This window comes from Acinetobacter colistiniresistens (assembly GCF_024582815.1).
GTDB lineage: Bacteria > Pseudomonadota > Gammaproteobacteria > Pseudomonadales > Moraxellaceae > Acinetobacter.
Map to the genome: position 1 here is coordinate 147,068 of NZ_CP102099.1, position 14,460 is coordinate 161,527.

17 protein-coding genes and 1 pseudogene are annotated in these 14,460 nt (G+C 43.4%); 8 read left to right on the top strand and 10 right to left on the bottom strand.

From position 1 onward, the window contains the following. Both NQU59_RS00640 and NQU59_RS00645 read left to right on the top strand, forming a co-directional pair. Complete coding sequence (locus NQU59_RS00640) at window positions 1–1,989, top strand: MacB family efflux pump subunit (RefSeq protein WP_005239735.1); 1,989 nt, start codon at window positions 1–3, stop codon at window positions 1,987–1,989. A gap of 11 nt (window positions 1,990–2,000) precedes the next feature. After that, window positions 2,001–3,395: an efflux transporter outer membrane subunit gene (locus tag NQU59_RS00645; RefSeq protein WP_005277281.1), complete on the top strand. Its 1,395-nt coding sequence runs from the start codon at window positions 2,001–2,003 to the stop codon at window positions 3,393–3,395. 29 nt (window positions 3,396–3,424) lie between these two features. On the opposite strand, the gene NQU59_RS00650 is transcribed toward NQU59_RS00645, so the two are convergent. Next, window positions 3,425–3,841 (bottom strand): hypothetical protein, encoded by a 417-nt coding sequence (locus NQU59_RS00650; RefSeq protein ID WP_005239748.1) that lies wholly within the window; start codon window positions 3,839–3,841, stop codon window positions 3,425–3,427. Window positions 3,842–4,134: 293 nt separating this feature from the next. Between NQU59_RS00650 and NQU59_RS00655 the strand changes: the two genes are divergently transcribed. Both NQU59_RS00655 and NQU59_RS00660 read left to right on the top strand, forming a co-directional pair. Continuing rightward, window positions 4,135–4,518, top strand: coding sequence for a hypothetical protein (locus tag NQU59_RS00655; protein WP_257064548.1), 384 nt, complete (start codon window positions 4,135–4,137; stop codon window positions 4,516–4,518). A 98-nt stretch (window positions 4,519–4,616) separates the two neighbouring features. Beyond that, window positions 4,617–5,098 (top strand): annotated as a pseudogene (locus tag NQU59_RS00660) (hypothetical protein). A 98-nt stretch (window positions 5,099–5,196) separates the two neighbouring features. Here the strand turns inward: NQU59_RS00660 and NQU59_RS00665 are convergent. From NQU59_RS00665 to orn, 3 genes are all read right to left on the bottom strand, one after another. Then, the gene (locus NQU59_RS00665) at window positions 5,197–6,000 is read right to left on the bottom strand and encodes an enoyl-ACP reductase FabI (protein WP_257064552.1); all 804 of its coding nucleotides are present in this window, start codon (window positions 5,998–6,000) and stop codon (window positions 5,197–5,199) included. Between the two features lie 142 nt (window positions 6,001–6,142). After that, entirely contained in the window at window positions 6,143–6,877 is a 735-nt protein-coding gene (locus NQU59_RS00670; protein WP_257064553.1) for a Bax inhibitor-1/YccA family protein, read from the bottom strand. Window positions 6,878–7,000: 123 nt separating this feature from the next. Then, window positions 7,001–7,561: an oligoribonuclease gene (gene orn / locus NQU59_RS00675; protein WP_005239763.1), complete on the bottom strand. Its 561-nt coding sequence runs from the start codon at window positions 7,559–7,561 to the stop codon at window positions 7,001–7,003. Between the two features lie 124 nt (window positions 7,562–7,685). Here orn and rsgA point away from each other — a divergent pair, with 124 nt between their 5' ends. The 4 genes from rsgA to secB all read left to right on the top strand — a co-directional run bounded on the left by rsgA (window position 7,686) and on the right by secB (window position 10,018). Beyond that, the gene (gene rsgA, locus NQU59_RS00680; protein WP_043973677.1) at window positions 7,686–8,744 is read left to right on the top strand and encodes a ribosome small subunit-dependent GTPase A; all 1,059 of its coding nucleotides are present in this window, start codon (window positions 7,686–7,688) and stop codon (window positions 8,742–8,744) included. A gap of 94 nt (window positions 8,745–8,838) precedes the next feature. Beyond that, window positions 8,839–9,255 (top strand): rhodanese-like domain-containing protein, encoded by a 417-nt coding sequence (locus tag NQU59_RS00685; RefSeq protein WP_005239768.1) that lies wholly within the window; start codon window positions 8,839–8,841, stop codon window positions 9,253–9,255. 11 nt (window positions 9,256–9,266) lie between these two features. After that, window positions 9,267–9,527, top strand: a complete 261-nt coding sequence (gene grxC, locus NQU59_RS00690; RefSeq protein ID WP_005239771.1) for a glutaredoxin 3 — start codon at window positions 9,267–9,269, stop codon at window positions 9,525–9,527. 32 nt (window positions 9,528–9,559) lie between these two features. Continuing rightward, complete coding sequence (gene secB, locus NQU59_RS00695; protein ID WP_004804306.1) at window positions 9,560–10,018, top strand: protein-export chaperone SecB; 459 nt, start codon at window positions 9,560–9,562, stop codon at window positions 10,016–10,018. Window positions 10,019–10,071: 53 nt separating this feature from the next. Here secB and NQU59_RS00700 read toward each other — a convergent pair whose 3' ends face one another. The 6 genes from NQU59_RS00700 to coaBC form a co-directional block, all read right to left on the bottom strand. After that, window positions 10,072–10,680: an alpha-ketoglutarate-dependent dioxygenase AlkB family protein gene (locus NQU59_RS00700; RefSeq protein WP_005277294.1), complete on the bottom strand. Its 609-nt coding sequence runs from the start codon at window positions 10,678–10,680 to the stop codon at window positions 10,072–10,074. Beyond that, a complete protein-coding gene (locus NQU59_RS00705; RefSeq protein WP_005239774.1) occupies window positions 10,667–10,912 on the bottom strand; it encodes an Ada metal-binding domain-containing protein in 246 nt (81 codons plus the stop codon). Before NQU59_RS00705 ends, NQU59_RS00700 begins: the two co-directional genes overlap by 14 nt. Window positions 10,913–10,916: 4 nt before the next feature. Beyond that, on the bottom strand, window positions 10,917–11,654 hold the full coding sequence (locus NQU59_RS00710; protein WP_257064555.1) for a 2OG-Fe(II) oxygenase: 738 nt from the start codon (window positions 11,652–11,654) through the stop codon (window positions 10,917–10,919). Further along, complete coding sequence (locus NQU59_RS00715; protein WP_005239776.1) at window positions 11,641–12,486, bottom strand: methylated-DNA--[protein]-cysteine S-methyltransferase; 846 nt, start codon at window positions 12,484–12,486, stop codon at window positions 11,641–11,643. Before NQU59_RS00715 ends, NQU59_RS00710 begins: the two co-directional genes overlap by 14 nt. Window positions 12,487–12,653: 167 nt before the next feature. Next, entirely contained in the window at window positions 12,654–13,031 is a 378-nt protein-coding gene (locus tag NQU59_RS00720; protein ID WP_005239777.1) for a cytochrome b562, read from the bottom strand. A 154-nt stretch (window positions 13,032–13,185) separates the two neighbouring features. Then, the gene (gene coaBC, locus NQU59_RS00725) at window positions 13,186–14,442 is read right to left on the bottom strand and encodes a bifunctional phosphopantothenoylcysteine decarboxylase/phosphopantothenate--cysteine ligase CoaBC (protein WP_005239779.1); all 1,257 of its coding nucleotides are present in this window, start codon (window positions 14,440–14,442) and stop codon (window positions 13,186–13,188) included. Window positions 14,443–14,460: the final 18 nt, after the last annotated feature.

Consider the following 14,460-nt stretch of genomic DNA (forward strand, 5'->3'; position numbering starts at 1 on the left):
ATGACTCAAGATCAAATACATTCATCACAGCCACTGCTTGAGGTCAGTCAGCTCACCCGTGAATTTCCGGCAGGTGAAGGAACAGTACAAATCCTGAAAGGGATTGATCTCAAGATTTATGCAGGTGAACTGGTTGCCATCGTTGGACAATCCGGTTCTGGTAAATCGACCCTGATGAATATCTTGGGGTGTCTGGATAAACCGACTGCAGGCAGTTATCAGGTCAATGGTCGGGAAACACGCCAGCTTGAACCGGATGAACTGGCACAGTTACGCCGTGAATATTTTGGTTTTATTTTCCAGCGTTATCATTTACTTGGTGATTTGAGTGCTGCGGGCAACGTTGAAGTCCCTGCCATTTATGCTGGCGTAGACAGTCACATTCGCCAAGAACGTTCTGCGGAACTGTTATCTGAACTGGGCTTGGCTGAACGGTTGCACCATCGCCCGAGCCAGCTCTCAGGCGGTCAGCAACAACGTGTTTCGATTGCCCGTGCGTTAATGAACGGTGGGGATGTCATTCTTGCCGATGAGCCCACAGGTGCCTTGGATAAACATAGTGGTATTGAGGTGATGCGTATTTTGCGTGAACTGAATGCCAAAGGTCATACCATTATTCTGGTCACCCACGATCTCAATGTTGCCAAAAATGCGACACGTATCATCGAGATCAGTGACGGAAATATTATTTCAGACCGTGCCAATACGCCCGAAAATACCGATCCTGACCTAGAACGCCAGCCACTGCAACGCACAACACAGAAGAAAACCTCTGCTTGGCGCTCTTTCTTCGACCGTCTGGGTGAAGCCTTCCGTATGGCGCTGCTGGCCATGAATGCCCATCGCATGCGTACGTTTTTGACCATGCTTGGGATTATCATCGGGATTGCATCTGTGGTCTCGGTAGTGGCGCTCGGCAATGGCTCACAAAAACAGATTCTGGAAAATATCAGTAGTCTGGGAACCAACACCATTACCGTCTATCAAGGACGTGGTTTTGGTGATAATTCACGTGCCTCCCAAGTTAAAACACTGGTTCCCGCCGATGCAGAAGCACTGGCTGAACAACCTTATGTTGATGGGGTCAGCCCTTCAGCCAATACCAGTGTGACCTTACGTTATAAAGATACCGAAGCCTCAGCAACGGTCAATGGTGTGAGTGCTGACTTCTTCTATGTTCGGGGTCTGACCTTTAAATCGGGGCAGCCTTTTGATAAAAGCAGCGTTACCCAACGTGCACAAGATGTGGTGATTGATACCAATACGGAAAAGACCTTCTTTGCAGATGGTACCAATCCTGTTGGTCAAGTCCTGCTCTTGGGGAGCGTGCCGAGCCGTATTATTGGCGTGATTGACGCACAGCAAGGCTTCATGAGCTCAGACAGCCTGAATGTCTATCTGCCCTACTCGACCGTGATGAGCCGGATGTTAGGACAATCCAATGTCCGTAGCATCATCGTGCGGATTAAAGATGAATATCCAAGCAGTGCTGCCGAGAATGCGATTTTAACCCTGCTTGAACAGCGCCATGGCGCACAGGATGTGTTTACCCAAAACTCTGACAGCATTCGTGAAACCATTCAGCAAACTACAGCCACCATGACCTTGCTGATTTCAGCAATTGCCGTCATTTCTTTGGTTGTTGGTGGTATTGGCGTCATGAATATTATGCTGGTCTCGGTGACCGAACGTACACAGGAAATCGGGGTGCGTATGGCAGTGGGTGCACGACAAAGCGATATTTTGCAGCAATTCCTGATCGAAGCAATTCTGGTCTGCTTATTAGGCGGCGTGCTTGGTGTTCTCCTGTCTTTGGGGATTGGACAAATCATTGGCCATTTTGCCAAAGGGGTAATTGAAATGAGTTATTCAACCACCTCCATTGTCGCAGCCTTCGTCTGTTCAAGTCTGATTGGTATTGTATTTGGCTTCTTGCCTGCACGAAACGCAGCACAACTCGACCCAGTTGCTGCCTTAGCGAGAGAATAAGGAATTTGAGTATGTCTTTTCAATTCACAAAATTAGGACTCGCCCTGGTACTTACTGGTTCCTTAGCTGGCTGTTCTGCTGTGGTCAAAACACCCTATAACGCACCAACAGTCCAAGTACCGCAACAGTTCCAATACGATGCACAGAAAAACAAGAGTCTGAATCTAACCGATCAATGGTGGACCCTGTTTAATGACGCTCAACTAAATCAGTTGGTCTCTCAAGTCTTGGCTAAAAACAGTGACTTAAGCGTTGCAGGGATAACCCTCAAGCAAGCACGACTACAAGCAGGTCTGGCTGAAAACAGACAAGGGATTCGAACCAGTTCCAGTGTTTCCGCAGGGCATAATATTGATCTACGTTCCGGCGATGGCTCTGACCGCGGTTTATCCACCAGCGTCGGTGTCAGCTATGAACTGGATTTATTTGGCAAACTGGCCAATCAAACCGAAGCCAGTCGTTGGGAAGCGCTCGCAACTGAACAGGACTTACAAGCAACTGCTCAAAGTTTGGTAGCAACCACAGCCAAACTGTATTGGCAACTGGGTTATCTGAATGAACGTTATCAAACCATTCAGCAAAACTTGGCATCGACCCAGAAAATCTATTCTTTGGTTCAATCACAGTATAAAGCGGGTGCCGTATCTGGTTTGGATTTAACCCAAGCTGAGCAATCGGTACAAAGCCAGAAAGCCAGCCTTAGCCAGATCGAACAGCAACGCGTCGAAGCACGTACCGCGATTGCCGTTTTGCTACATGAACCTGTACAGCAACTGAATATTCAAGAGCCTGCTCAGTTACCTCGCAATGCCCTCCCGAATATTGCTGTTGGCTTGCCTGCCGATATCCTATCGCGTCGTCCAGACTTACAAGCTTCTGAATTGCGCTTGCGTAAGACCTTAGCCAATAAGGACGCGACCAAAGCCAGCTATTACCCATCCATTAATTTGACGGGTAATGTTGGTTCTTCCAGCACTTCTTTAACCCAACTGTTAAAGAATCCTGCTTTGACTTTAGGTGCGAGCCTGAGCCTGCCCTTTCTTCAATATAACGATATGAAGAAAGACATTGCGATCAGTGATCTTGAATATGAAAAAGCCATAATCCAATACCGCCAAACGCTATACCAAGCTTTTGCCGATGTAGAGAATGCGCTATCCAATCGTACTCAACTGAATCAGCAAGTACAGTTACAGCAACGTAATGTTGAGCTGGCAGATAAAACTGAACGTTTAACCGAAGTGCGTTATCGCAATGGTGCGATTGCCTTAAAGAACTTACTGGATGCGCAGGAAACCACACGTAATGCACGACTGAGTTTGGTTGAAACCAAGCAGAATCAATATATTGCTTATGTGACTTTAATGCAGGCCTTAGGTGGCAGCCCAGTAAAAGAACTGCCATAACCCTAATTTAGACTGCTATGTTTTTGTATTCACTCTACAACAGGCGTTGCAGCATTTTGAATGAGCTTGGCACTTTTGATATTGTCTCGATCATCAAAAACAACCTCATATGAAAGTTGTTGACCATTGAAATATATTTCTGTGGGAGAACCAATAATCTCCCACAGACCAATGGTCGCAATATCCGCGGTGGTATGCCACAGTGTACGGCTGATTCTTGCCCCTTTTGAATATCCCTGCTGGAAGGTATAGATCTCTTTTCGTTCACCATTCTGGATTTCAGATGTGACTGGCGCGCCAAGTTCAGAAATCACATTATTTCGATGTTTGCCAACTTCTAAAACCGATAGATTCTTTTTATGCGGTTGGTTACTTGCCATCACCGCAGCACAACCTTGCAGTGAAAGTACAATTACCAGTCCTAAAGCCACATATGTTTTCTTCATGTTTAAATTAACTTCCCCGAACGCTAAAAAATAATATGTTTATCGAGATTCTCTTTAGAATTTTCGACTCAAACAAAACCAGCATTAATTAGCATATAAAGTATTTGATGACAAATGATTAATTATACTTATCGATATATTTTCAACTGATCGCTTATTGTTGAATTGAATATTATGTTAAAAATTATGAAACAAGGCTTACTAGTTTTTTATTGACGTAAATATTACTGTTGCATACGCTAATCAGAATAAATCTAAGTAAGATCGAAAATTTAATTGGTTATGCATAGTCTATGTTTAACTATGCATTTAGGGAGAGGAGAAAAGCAAAAATGCTTAGAAAGTTAGGAGAGTTTCCAAATCGAAATACTGTAGAGTATGCAACCTTACTTGTTCATATAAAAAACGTTCTTTTGCCGCAACATCTCCGCTCTTATCATTGGGAGCATGATGAAGACTCAATGATCATTGTAGGCGTTTCATCAAACGGACGGTTGTGTAGGAAAAGTGTTTACCTTGATTCATTAGAATTAGCCGAAGATTTTGCCATCTACTTACATGAACTATTTAAAAAAAGAAAATATAATTCAGACTACAAAATTGAATTACTTGTTGAGACTGTACTTCTAGCGGTAAAACCGTATCTCGCTGGAAAGAAATTGACTCTAAAAAGGTAAGAGAAGTACTCTCGTCATAAATACACACCAAGACAAAATATTTAAGTAAAATTTGACATGCGTAGCATTCGCCCAAAAATGAGATCAGAGAAAATCCTATGGCAGCATGGCAATTTAAAGTCTGCTTAATTCCCAAAAGCTGGTTCAATGCCAATGGGATAGACGTTTCTAGATTTTATGATGCAGAAGGTCATTATGATGTCTCTTTTACTTGGAAAAATCGTCCAGTAAATAATGTAAAAGATGAAATTATAAAATATTACCCCTTATCTAAATCATGGCATGAAGACTTAGTTTGTTTCGGGGATGAAGAAAAAACTGATGGGCAAGCATGGTATGAAAAAGGTGAATTAGAAAACATTCAGTTTCGAATAGATATGCGTGGCAATTTTGTTTTAGATATTGAACAAATCATTGCTATTGCGCAGAAGCTTTGTTGTGTATTGTTTATACCTGAACAAAAGCGTATAGCTGAACCAAATGTATTTAAAGTAATCAGTCATATTAAAAATCAAATGCGTATTTATTCGCTAAAGATCCTGAACAATGGTTTAACAGTATAGAAAACCATAATAAATGAGTTCAAAAGATGGGTTATAGTTTTTAGAATTCCATCATATTGTTAAAAAACAAAGCCGCTATAAAAGCGGCTTTATCAAATAATTTAGATTAATCTAATTATTCATCATCCATCATTGACTGGCTCATACCAACCGTATTAAAGCCACCATCAACATACATGATTTCGCCTGTAATACCCGAAGCCCACGGTGAACAAAGGAATAATGCAGCATTACCCACTTCTTCAATGGTCACATTGCGTTTCAGTGGCGCAATTTTTTCATTGGCATCTAACATTTTACGGAATGATTTAATGCCTGATGCAGCCAAAGTACGGATTGGGCCCGCAGAAATTGCATTGACACGAATACCGTCTACACCCAAGCTTGACGCTAAGTAACGAACGCCAGCTTCAAGTGATGCTTTAGCCATGCCCATCACGTTATAGTTCGGCATCACACGCTCAGAACCTTGATAAGTCAAAGTCAATAAACAACCTTGGCGCGCTTGTAATAATGGTTTAGCCGCACGTGCCATCGCGATAAAGCTATAGGCACTAATGTCATGCGCAATTTTAAAACCATCACGATCAGTCACGTCAGTAAAGTCACCATCAAGCGTGTGTGCAGGGGCAAAACCAATTGAATGCACTACACCGTCTAAACCATCCCAGTGTTTTGCCAATTCAACAAAGGCATTGTCAATTTCTGCGTCAATCGCAACATCACAAGGGAATACCAGTGTTGAGCCAAACTGTGCTGCAAAATCATCCACACGTTTTTTCAACTTCTCGTTTGGATAAGTAAACGCAAGCTCTGCACCTTCACGGTGGAGTGCTGATGCAATACCAAAAGCAATCGATAATTTACTTGCAATACCAGCAATCAAAAAACGCTTACCAGCTAAAAGTCCTTGTGACATCTTATTCTCACTCGAAAAATTTTCACCACATCATGCCAATATTCCGTCTAGAGCGGAATTGCATAATCCATCTTTTTTACAATCTTGCATAAAAAAATCGCCTTCAAGTGAAGACGATTTGTATTTTTACCTAAATTGGAACTTAATCATCACCACGAAGTAAGCTCAATAAACGCAGGAATGAATAATACATCCATACCAAAGTCGCCAATAAGGCGATGGCACAGGTCCATTCAAATGCTTTTGGCGCACGTTGTGCAGCCGCATTTTCAATCAAGTCAAAATCCAAGATCAGGTTTAAGGATGCAATCACGGCAACAAAAGCAGCAAAACCAATCCCTAACCAGTTGCTTTCAAAGATATAAGGAATGCTTGAACCAAATGCTAAACGCAAAATGATCTGTACCACAAACACCAAGGCAATCGCAATCGATGCTGAAATGACAATGGCTTTAAACTTTTCAGTGGCACGGATCACTTGGAATTTATATAACGCAAATAAAACTAGAGTTGTGACGAAAGTCGCCAACAACGCTTGTAATGGCACGCCCGGATATTTCAACTGAAAAATAAACGACACACCGCCTAAAAATGCCCCTTCAAATAAAGCATATGGAATGGCCAAAGCAGGTGCGGTATTAGATTTAAAGGTAGTAATCAGAGCCAGAATGAAACCACCTACGGCCCCGATGATTGTCGCAGCATAGGCAATGGAAAGGTTGGCGGTCATCGCACAGTAGAAAAATAAAGCCATGCCTAAAACAGCCGCAATCACGGTTAACAGCACTGACTTCTGGATCGCTCCCTGAATGGTCATGGGTTCAGCCAAATCCTGATAAGTTTCTACCCGCGTTAAAATAGGGTTGGTACTTTGCATGTACGCTCTCTTTTTTATAGTTTGCAATTAAAAGCTGAGTTTAAGCGATTTTTTAATCAATCCCAAACTTTTTGGCGCATTAAAAAAGGAGCGGACGCTCCTTTTAAATATTCTATCAATCGATTAGTTATCGTTGTTCATGATAAAGAAGTATTCCCGATAATATTTCAGTTCTGCGATCGAATCACGGATGTCATCCATTGCCAAGTGTGAAGCATTTTTCTTTAAACCGCTCATGATTTCCGGTCTCCAGCGTTTCGCTAACTCTTTCACTGAAGAAACATCCAGATTACGGTAATGGAAAAACTGTTCCAGCTCAGGCATTAAACGATGCAAGAAACGGCGGTCTTGGCAAATTGAATTACCACACATCGGCGAAGATTTTGGACTCACCCATTTCTTGAGGAACTCAAGCGTTTGCTGTTCTGCATCTTCAGCCTTTAACTTACTGCGGCGTACTCGCTCAATCAGACCCGACTGGCCATGTTGCTTGGTATTCCACTCATCCATCGCATTTAGAATCAAATCAGATTGATGTACCGCTAAAACAGGTCCTTCAGCCAAGATATTCAAATGGTCATCTGTAATAATTGTTGCAATTTCAATAATCTTGTCGTTATCGGTATCGAGACCTGTCATTTCCAGATCGATCCAAATTAATCGTGTATCAGGGGTGCTGCTCATGGATGGCGATTCTAATGTGCTTAAAAACATCAATAGTAGCAAATTAATTACATCTTGGCTGTAATTCTATAGCGGCTTCGTGCTATTTTTGCGGTCCTCTAAGTGTGGATTTTTTGGGATATGAATGGCTTTAATTCGTAAGCGTCGTTTAACCGAACAACAGCAACGTCGTATTGAGAAACAGCATAAATCACGTCAAGACGACATTGATACATCGCAAGATCTGGATGGACTGGTTGTTCAGCATTATGGTCGTCAACTCGAAGTACAAGCTTTATCTGTGCCTGAACAGCACCCTGAAAAACCACACGTGGCTGAAGGTGAACCGGAACCATTCTGGAAACCGATCGAGCTCGACAGCATTTGGCGTTGTCACACCCGTACCAACCTAGAACTTTTGGTCACAGGTGATCGGGTTAAATGGCAAGCCGATCCCATTACGGGCTTGGGCATTATCACCGCGATTTATCCAAGACAGTCATTGCTGACTCGTCCAGACCGTTATCACAAGGTCAAACCCGTCGCCGCCAATATCAGTTTGATTGTGATTGTATTTGCCCCGCTGCCAGAACCGGCACCGACATTGATTGACCGTTATCTGGTCGCATGTGCCGATGCCAATATTCCAGCCTTACTGGTGTTAAACAAATCAGACTTGCTCACTGAAAATGATCCGATTCTGACGCTATTAAGTGAGTATGAGGCGTTGGGTTATGAAACCCTGATTTGTCATTCACGTGGCGATCTCTCTGAGCTATCGGCACGTCTGGATAATGAAACAGTGGCCTTCGTTGGACAGTCAGGTGTCGGTAAAAGCTCCTTGATCAATACCATTGTTCCCGATGCTGCGCAGAAAACCAACGTGATTTCAGAGAACTCAGCGCTCGGTCAACATACCACCACCTCCACCCGTTTGATCAAATTTGGAACAAACGGTGCCTTGATTGATTCTCCCGGAATCCGTGAGTTTGGGCTATGGCATCTGAATCTGGAAAAAGTACGAACTGGCTTTCCTGAAATTGAAGCCCATCTCGGCCTTTGTCAGTTCCGTAACTGCACCCATACCCACGAGAAAAATTGTGCGTTGAAACAAGCGGTTGATGCGGGTGAAATTTTACCGCGTCGTCTAGACAGTTATCTGCGCCTATTGGATGAAATTCAGGAAGCACAACAAAAAAGTTAATTTTCTTCGGCTTCTGCCCTTGAACTAACATTTTTGATCACCATTGAGATAAGTTATACTCAGCATCAATTTTGATTTTAACTTTAGGTGACTTGTGGAACGCTGGTTAGAGTTTATGGGGAATCACCCCTTCTTATTTGGTACGCTCGGCGTGTTAATCGTGTTGTTCTTTATTTTAGAAGGACAACGCAATGGTCGTAAAATTTCACCACAATCACTGGGTATTTTGGTCAAGGCAAAAAATGCCATGTTGATCGACCTGCGTGATGGAAAAGATTTCCGTGATGGCCACATCAGCGGTAGCCGTAACATTCCATATAGCCAGATCACCAGTCATATTGATGAATTAAAAGCAAGTGATCGTCCTTTGGTCTTCATTTGTAACTTAGGGCAGGTTGCAGGCTCAGCCTTGCAAAAAGTTGCCCATGCTGACAGTTACCGCTTAGACGGTGGCATTAGCAACTGGAAAGCTCAAGGCTTGCCTTTAGTGAAAAGCAAAACCAAAGCTTAAGGAGCGATAAAATGACTACTGAAAACGTCACCATTTATTCAACGCTGTCTTGCCCGTATTGTGTGCGTGCAAAACAATTACTCGAGCGTAAAGGTGTGGCTTTTAAAGAAATTAATCTTTCCAATGAAGCACCAGAAGTTCGTCTTGAGTTAATGCAACGTACCAATCATCGTACGGTGCCGCAAATTTTTATTAAAGATCAGTTTATCGGTGGTTTTGATCAACTTTATGCTTTAGAGCGTGAAGGTAAACTCGACCAATTATTAGCTTAACAACATCTAAATCCAAGATTTAAGGAAAAACAATGAGCGAAGAACAAGTTCAACCACAACTCGCGTTAGAACGTATTTATACCAAAGACATTTCTTTCGAAGTTCCCGGTGCACAAGTTTTCACGAAACAATGGCAGCCAGAACTCAACATCAATTTATCTTCTGCTGCAGAAAAAATTGATGCGACTCACTACGAAGTGTCTTTAAAAGTTGTGGTTCAAGCAAACAACGAAAATGAAACTGCGTTCATCGTTGATGTGACCCAATCAGGGATTTTCTTGGTTGATGGTGTAGAAGAAGATCGCCTTCCATACATCTTGGGCGCTTACTGCCCAAATATCTTGTTCCCGTTCTTACGTGAAGCGGTCAATGATTTAGTGACTAAGGGTAGCTTCCCGCAATTGTTGCTTACACCAATTAACTTTGATGCTGAATTTGAAGCAAATATGCAACGCCTACAAGCGGATGCTGATGCACAAGGCCAAGCATAAGCACTCTTGCTGTAAGATAAAAGGACTGATTTTTCAGTCCTTTTTTTCTAAGATCAATATACAATCGTTCTAAAGGTTAAATTAATCCGCGCCGCGCTCACTTTCTTGGTGGGAGGCAGACGGTGTAACCAATACGTCTGCGTGGTGTCTTTCATCACCAATAAGCTGCCATGTTCTAAATAGAGTTCGACTTTTTCTTTGCTCTGCTTATGTTTAAAGGCAAATTTACGCTCTGCCCCAAAACTAAACGATGCAATTGCCCCATCTTTTTTTAAATCAGTTTCACCATCACTATGCCAGGCCATGCCCTCATCACCACTATGATAAAGATTGAGCAAACAAGAGTTAAATGTTTCACCCGTTAGCTTTTCGGCCAGTTGTTTTAATTCAAGTAACTCCGTTGTCCATGGCAAGGCATATTTATTTATATTGGAATAGGTATATTCAAAACGCCGATCGCCATACCAAGCCACTTTGCGCTTAGTCGTTAACAACTTGCCAAAGATCATGGCTTGGTCGTTTTCCCATGCAATCGTTTGCATCAGCTGATCAAAATAATGATCAGCTGCCGCAGTCTGCACCACTTTGCCGTAGTACTGTACCGTACCGTCATAGGGCAAATGATTCTGCTCTGGGTCAGCTTCAATATCAAATAGTTGCATCTTTCCACTTCTTATAGGCCTGCCGCATACAATGTCCACAAGGTCGGTAGCCCTGTGCAATCGCTTCATGCTCATCGACAAAAAAGACTCGATTGTTTTTCAGCATGCGCTTCCCTGAGGCACAGGTCAATCTGCCATAGATTTTAAGCTGTGCGTTTCCAGCATACAAAATTTCCTGCTGTTTCAGTTTCAGATGCAGCTCGGTCTGCGCCAGTTCACAATGTCGCCACATCAGACTAACTCAGCGCATCATGAAAAATAATCCCTAAGCTATAACGCTCCCCTTGATAAACTGGGCTGACCCCATGTTTCATATTGACCCGATAATAGCCCTGACTGCCTTTTTCAGGCTTAAACTGAGTCGTGAAAATCAGGATATCACCTTGCTGTGGCTGCATCACCATGGCTTTAGACTGCGCTCGTGGGTTTTGCTGAGTGAAGACCAACTCTCCACCCGTAAAATCTACATTGGGCTGGCTCAGCACAATCACCAGCTGTAAAGGGAAATACACCTCACCATATAAGTCCTGATGTAAGGTATTAAAGCCCCCTTGCCCATATTTCAAGATCAATGGCGTTGCCAACGTTTGCCCATGTTGATGGCACTGCTGTAAAAATTCAGCATGGGAGGATGGAAAGGAACGTTCTAAGCTCAGCACCCGAAACCATGCATTGGCAATCGGTGCCAAATAAGGATAGAGCTCATGTCGTATCCGTCCAATCAGATTTGGTAAAGGGTAAGTAAAATATTTATATTCACCTAGACCAAAACGATAACGCTGCATCTCTACGGTTTTACGATAGCGCTCTGGTTGCGAATACATCTGTTTTAGCAACTCACATTGCGCACTCGATAAGACCTGCTCAATCTTGGCAAAACCATGCTGATGGAGTTGTTCAGTGATTAGCTCCCAATCTCCCGCATGGATTTTACTGATCGCCGTTTCGATTTGAATCTGTTCAGATAGCAGCATGGGTTTGTGCACCTTCCCAACCGATCAGTGCGGTTTTACGCAATGTTCCCCACTCATAGCCACCGAAAGCACCAGTCGACTGAATCACCCGATGACACGGAATCAAAAATGCCACAGGATTACTGCCAATCGCAGTCCCCACAGCACGAGCCGCTTTAGGATGATCAATGGCTTTGGCCAACTGACCATAAGTTGACAGCTGTCCCATTGGAATCTTGAGCAGGCTTTGCCACACTTTCAGCTGAAATTCGCTACCTTTTAAATGCAATTTAATATCAGCCAATTGCCGAGGTGCTTTTTGAAACAAGGCCAAAGCACTTTGCTGCAAGGCATCAATCTGCTCGATAAACTGAGCTTGAGGAAATTGGCTCTTTAACTGCTGCAAAGCATCAGCCCGATTGTCCACAAAACTCAGCGCACAAATGCCTTTATGGGTGGACGCAATCAGCACTTCGCCAAATAAGGTCTCTGCAAATTGATAATGAATCGTCAGGCTCTGTCCACCATGTTTATATTCGGCTGGGGTCATGCCTTCAATCTGGATAAACAGATCATGCAGGCGACTGGTGCTGGACAGTCCTGTAGCAAAGGTTGCATCAAAAATACTGCCCTGCTCCTGCTTTAAAATCTGCTTGGCATATTCAACACTCATATACTGCAAAAATTTCTTCGGACTGGTGCCGACCCACTCGGTAAATAAACGTTGAAAGTGCGCTGGGCTTAAATGGATATGCGCAGCGACCTCATCCAGTTGTGGCTGTTGCTGAAAGTTTTGTTGGATATACTGAATCGCTTGAGCAATACGCTCATAATTACGTTGTTGTGAGGACATATCATCACCTCTCATCATTCATATTTTCACTGTAGCAACTTTGCCATACAGAGAAAATCTGAATCATGCTCAGTCTGCATTTTGTCTTTCTATCGTCTCAAATATCAATAAAAAAGCTGCACTCTTTTAAGTACAGCTCTCTCATTTCGATGACCAATCTTGATAGATTAATGGGTGTAATACTTATGCCCTTGGTCACGTAATTCAGCAATCTTTTTGCCTTGTTTTTTCGCTTCATCCAGCTTACCCGCTTGAACCAGCAGTTTAGCTTTATCAATTTCTACGACAATCTGGTCAAATAAAACGGTCGATGCTGGCACTTTATCTTTGGTATTCGGCGCCAGTTTATATTGTTTTGAATGGGTCGCAGCTGCACGCATATTATCCAAAGCAGCTGTTGCAGCCTGTGGCGTTGCAGCTTGGTTAAACGCTTTATAATTTTTCCCCAGCGTTTTCATATCATCTTCTAAACCCGCAGCCATTGCCGTATGGCTGAAGGCAAAAGCGGATAACATCACAACGGTGGCTAAAGTTTTTTTAATCATTCGGATATCCTATCAAAAACTGTGGCTATGCTTGATTTGTCTTCAGCAAATACCTCGTACTGTGTATTCCGGCGTACAAGAGAAATTGCTGATTTAGCATACATAAAAAATGCAACGATTTCGTTGCATTTTGATAAATGAGATCAGTCCAATTTTATAGACGACGGCGTAAAGCATCCGCAATCGACTCAACCAACTGCTGCGAAATCTCTTGTTTAGATGCCTTTTCCAGCTCACGCTTTTTCATATGATAAGACTGGGCAAAGAATACAGTCATGGCATTTTCATCTGAGGCAAAGCCAATATCTGGACGTGACACATCATTGCAGGCAATCATGTCCAGTTTTTTCGCCACCAGTTTACCTGCAGCGTATTCTTCAACATTTTGCGTTTCAGCAGCAAAGCCAACCATGAAAGGACGCTCATCTTGCTGTGCAATGGTCGCCACAATATCCGGATTTTTAACCAGCGCAACCGCAAGTTCATCACCTGCTTTTTTAATCTTGTGCTCTGCCACTTGTGCCACACGATAATCTGCCACAGCCGCAGTTGCGATAAAGATGTCACAACCGTCTTTCAGTTGATTCATGCTGACATCCAGCATCTGCATTGCAGAACTGACATTAATACGTTGCACACCATTCGGAGTATCCAGACTGACAGGGCCTGCCACCAAGGTCACTTTTGCCCCTGCGGCATAACAGGCTGCTGCCAAGGCAAAACCCATTTTACCAGTACTGTGGTTAGAAATATAACGGACTGGGTCAATCGCTTCACGGGTGGGTCCCGCGGTAATGGTGACGCGTTTTCCAGCCAGCAGACCAAACTTTTCTGCCAAGGCACGTTGTGCCTTATGAAAATAGGCTGCAACTTGACGCGCCAAATCTTCAGGCTCAGGCATACGGCCCAGCCCAACATCACCACAAGCTTGCTCACCTGCATCTGGCATGATCACATGCACGCCATCTTCCACCAAAGTTTGCAGATTACGCTGTGTCGCTTTTGCTGCCCACATTTGCTGATTCATTGCAGGGGCAACCCAAACCGGTGCTTTGGTGGCCAGATATAGCGTACTGAGCAGATCATCTGCCAAACCATTGGCAAATTTTGCGATACTGTCACAGCTGGCAGGTGCAACCAGAACCAAATCGGCCCAACGTGCCAATTCGATATGTCCCATGCCTGCTTCGGCTTCAGGATCAAGCAATTCGGTATGCACAGGATTGCCTGAAAGTGCTTGAAAAGTCAGTGGGGTAATAAATGCTTGTGCGCCATGGGTCATGACCACACGGACATCAAAACCGAAATCTTTTAAACGGCGTACCAAGATGGCACTTTTATAGGCAGCAATACCACCTGTAACCGCTAATATAATGTTTTTATGGGGAATAACACTTAGATCGAAGCTCACAAACAGGATACCTTACTG

Coding starts and splice junctions, on each gene's coding strand:
- NQU59_RS00710 (WP_257064555.1), bottom strand. CDS start 11,654: ATGCTGCTATCTGAACAGATTCAAATCGAAACGGCGATCAGTAAAATC.
- grxC (WP_005239771.1), top strand. CDS start 9,267: ATGACTACTGAAAACGTCACCATTTATTCAACGCTGTCTTGCCCGTAT.
- orn (WP_005239763.1), bottom strand. CDS start 7,561: ATGAGCAGCACCCCTGATACACGATTAATTTGGATCGATCTGGAAATG.
- NQU59_RS00640 (WP_005239735.1), top strand. CDS start 1: ATGACTCAAGATCAAATACATTCATCACAGCCACTGCTTGAGGTCAGT.
- NQU59_RS00655 (WP_257064548.1), top strand. CDS start 4,135: ATGTTTAACTATGCATTTAGGGAGAGGAGAAAAGCAAAAATGCTTAGA.
- NQU59_RS00720 (WP_005239777.1), bottom strand. CDS start 13,031: ATGATTAAAAAAACTTTAGCCACCGTTGTGATGTTATCCGCTTTTGCC.
- NQU59_RS00670 (WP_257064553.1), bottom strand. CDS start 6,877: ATGCAAAGTACCAACCCTATTTTAACGCGGGTAGAAACTTATCAGGAT.
- NQU59_RS00705 (WP_005239774.1), bottom strand. CDS start 10,912: ATGTGGCGACATTGTGAACTGGCGCAGACCGAGCTGCATCTGAAACTG.
- NQU59_RS00665 (WP_257064552.1), bottom strand. CDS start 6,000: ATGTCACAAGGACTTTTAGCTGGTAAGCGTTTTTTGATTGCTGGTATT.
- secB (WP_004804306.1), top strand. CDS start 9,560: ATGAGCGAAGAACAAGTTCAACCACAACTCGCGTTAGAACGTATTTAT.
- NQU59_RS00650 (WP_005239748.1), bottom strand. CDS start 3,841: ATGAAGAAAACATATGTGGCTTTAGGACTGGTAATTGTACTTTCACTG.
- NQU59_RS00715 (WP_005239776.1), bottom strand. CDS start 12,486: ATGTCCTCACAACAACGTAATTATGAGCGTATTGCTCAAGCGATTCAG.
- NQU59_RS00645 (WP_005277281.1), top strand. CDS start 2,001: ATGTCTTTTCAATTCACAAAATTAGGACTCGCCCTGGTACTTACTGGT.
- NQU59_RS00700 (WP_005277294.1), bottom strand. CDS start 10,680: ATGCAACTATTTGATATTGAAGCTGACCCAGAGCAGAATCATTTGCCC.
- rsgA (WP_043973677.1), top strand. CDS start 7,686: ATGGCTTTAATTCGTAAGCGTCGTTTAACCGAACAACAGCAACGTCGT.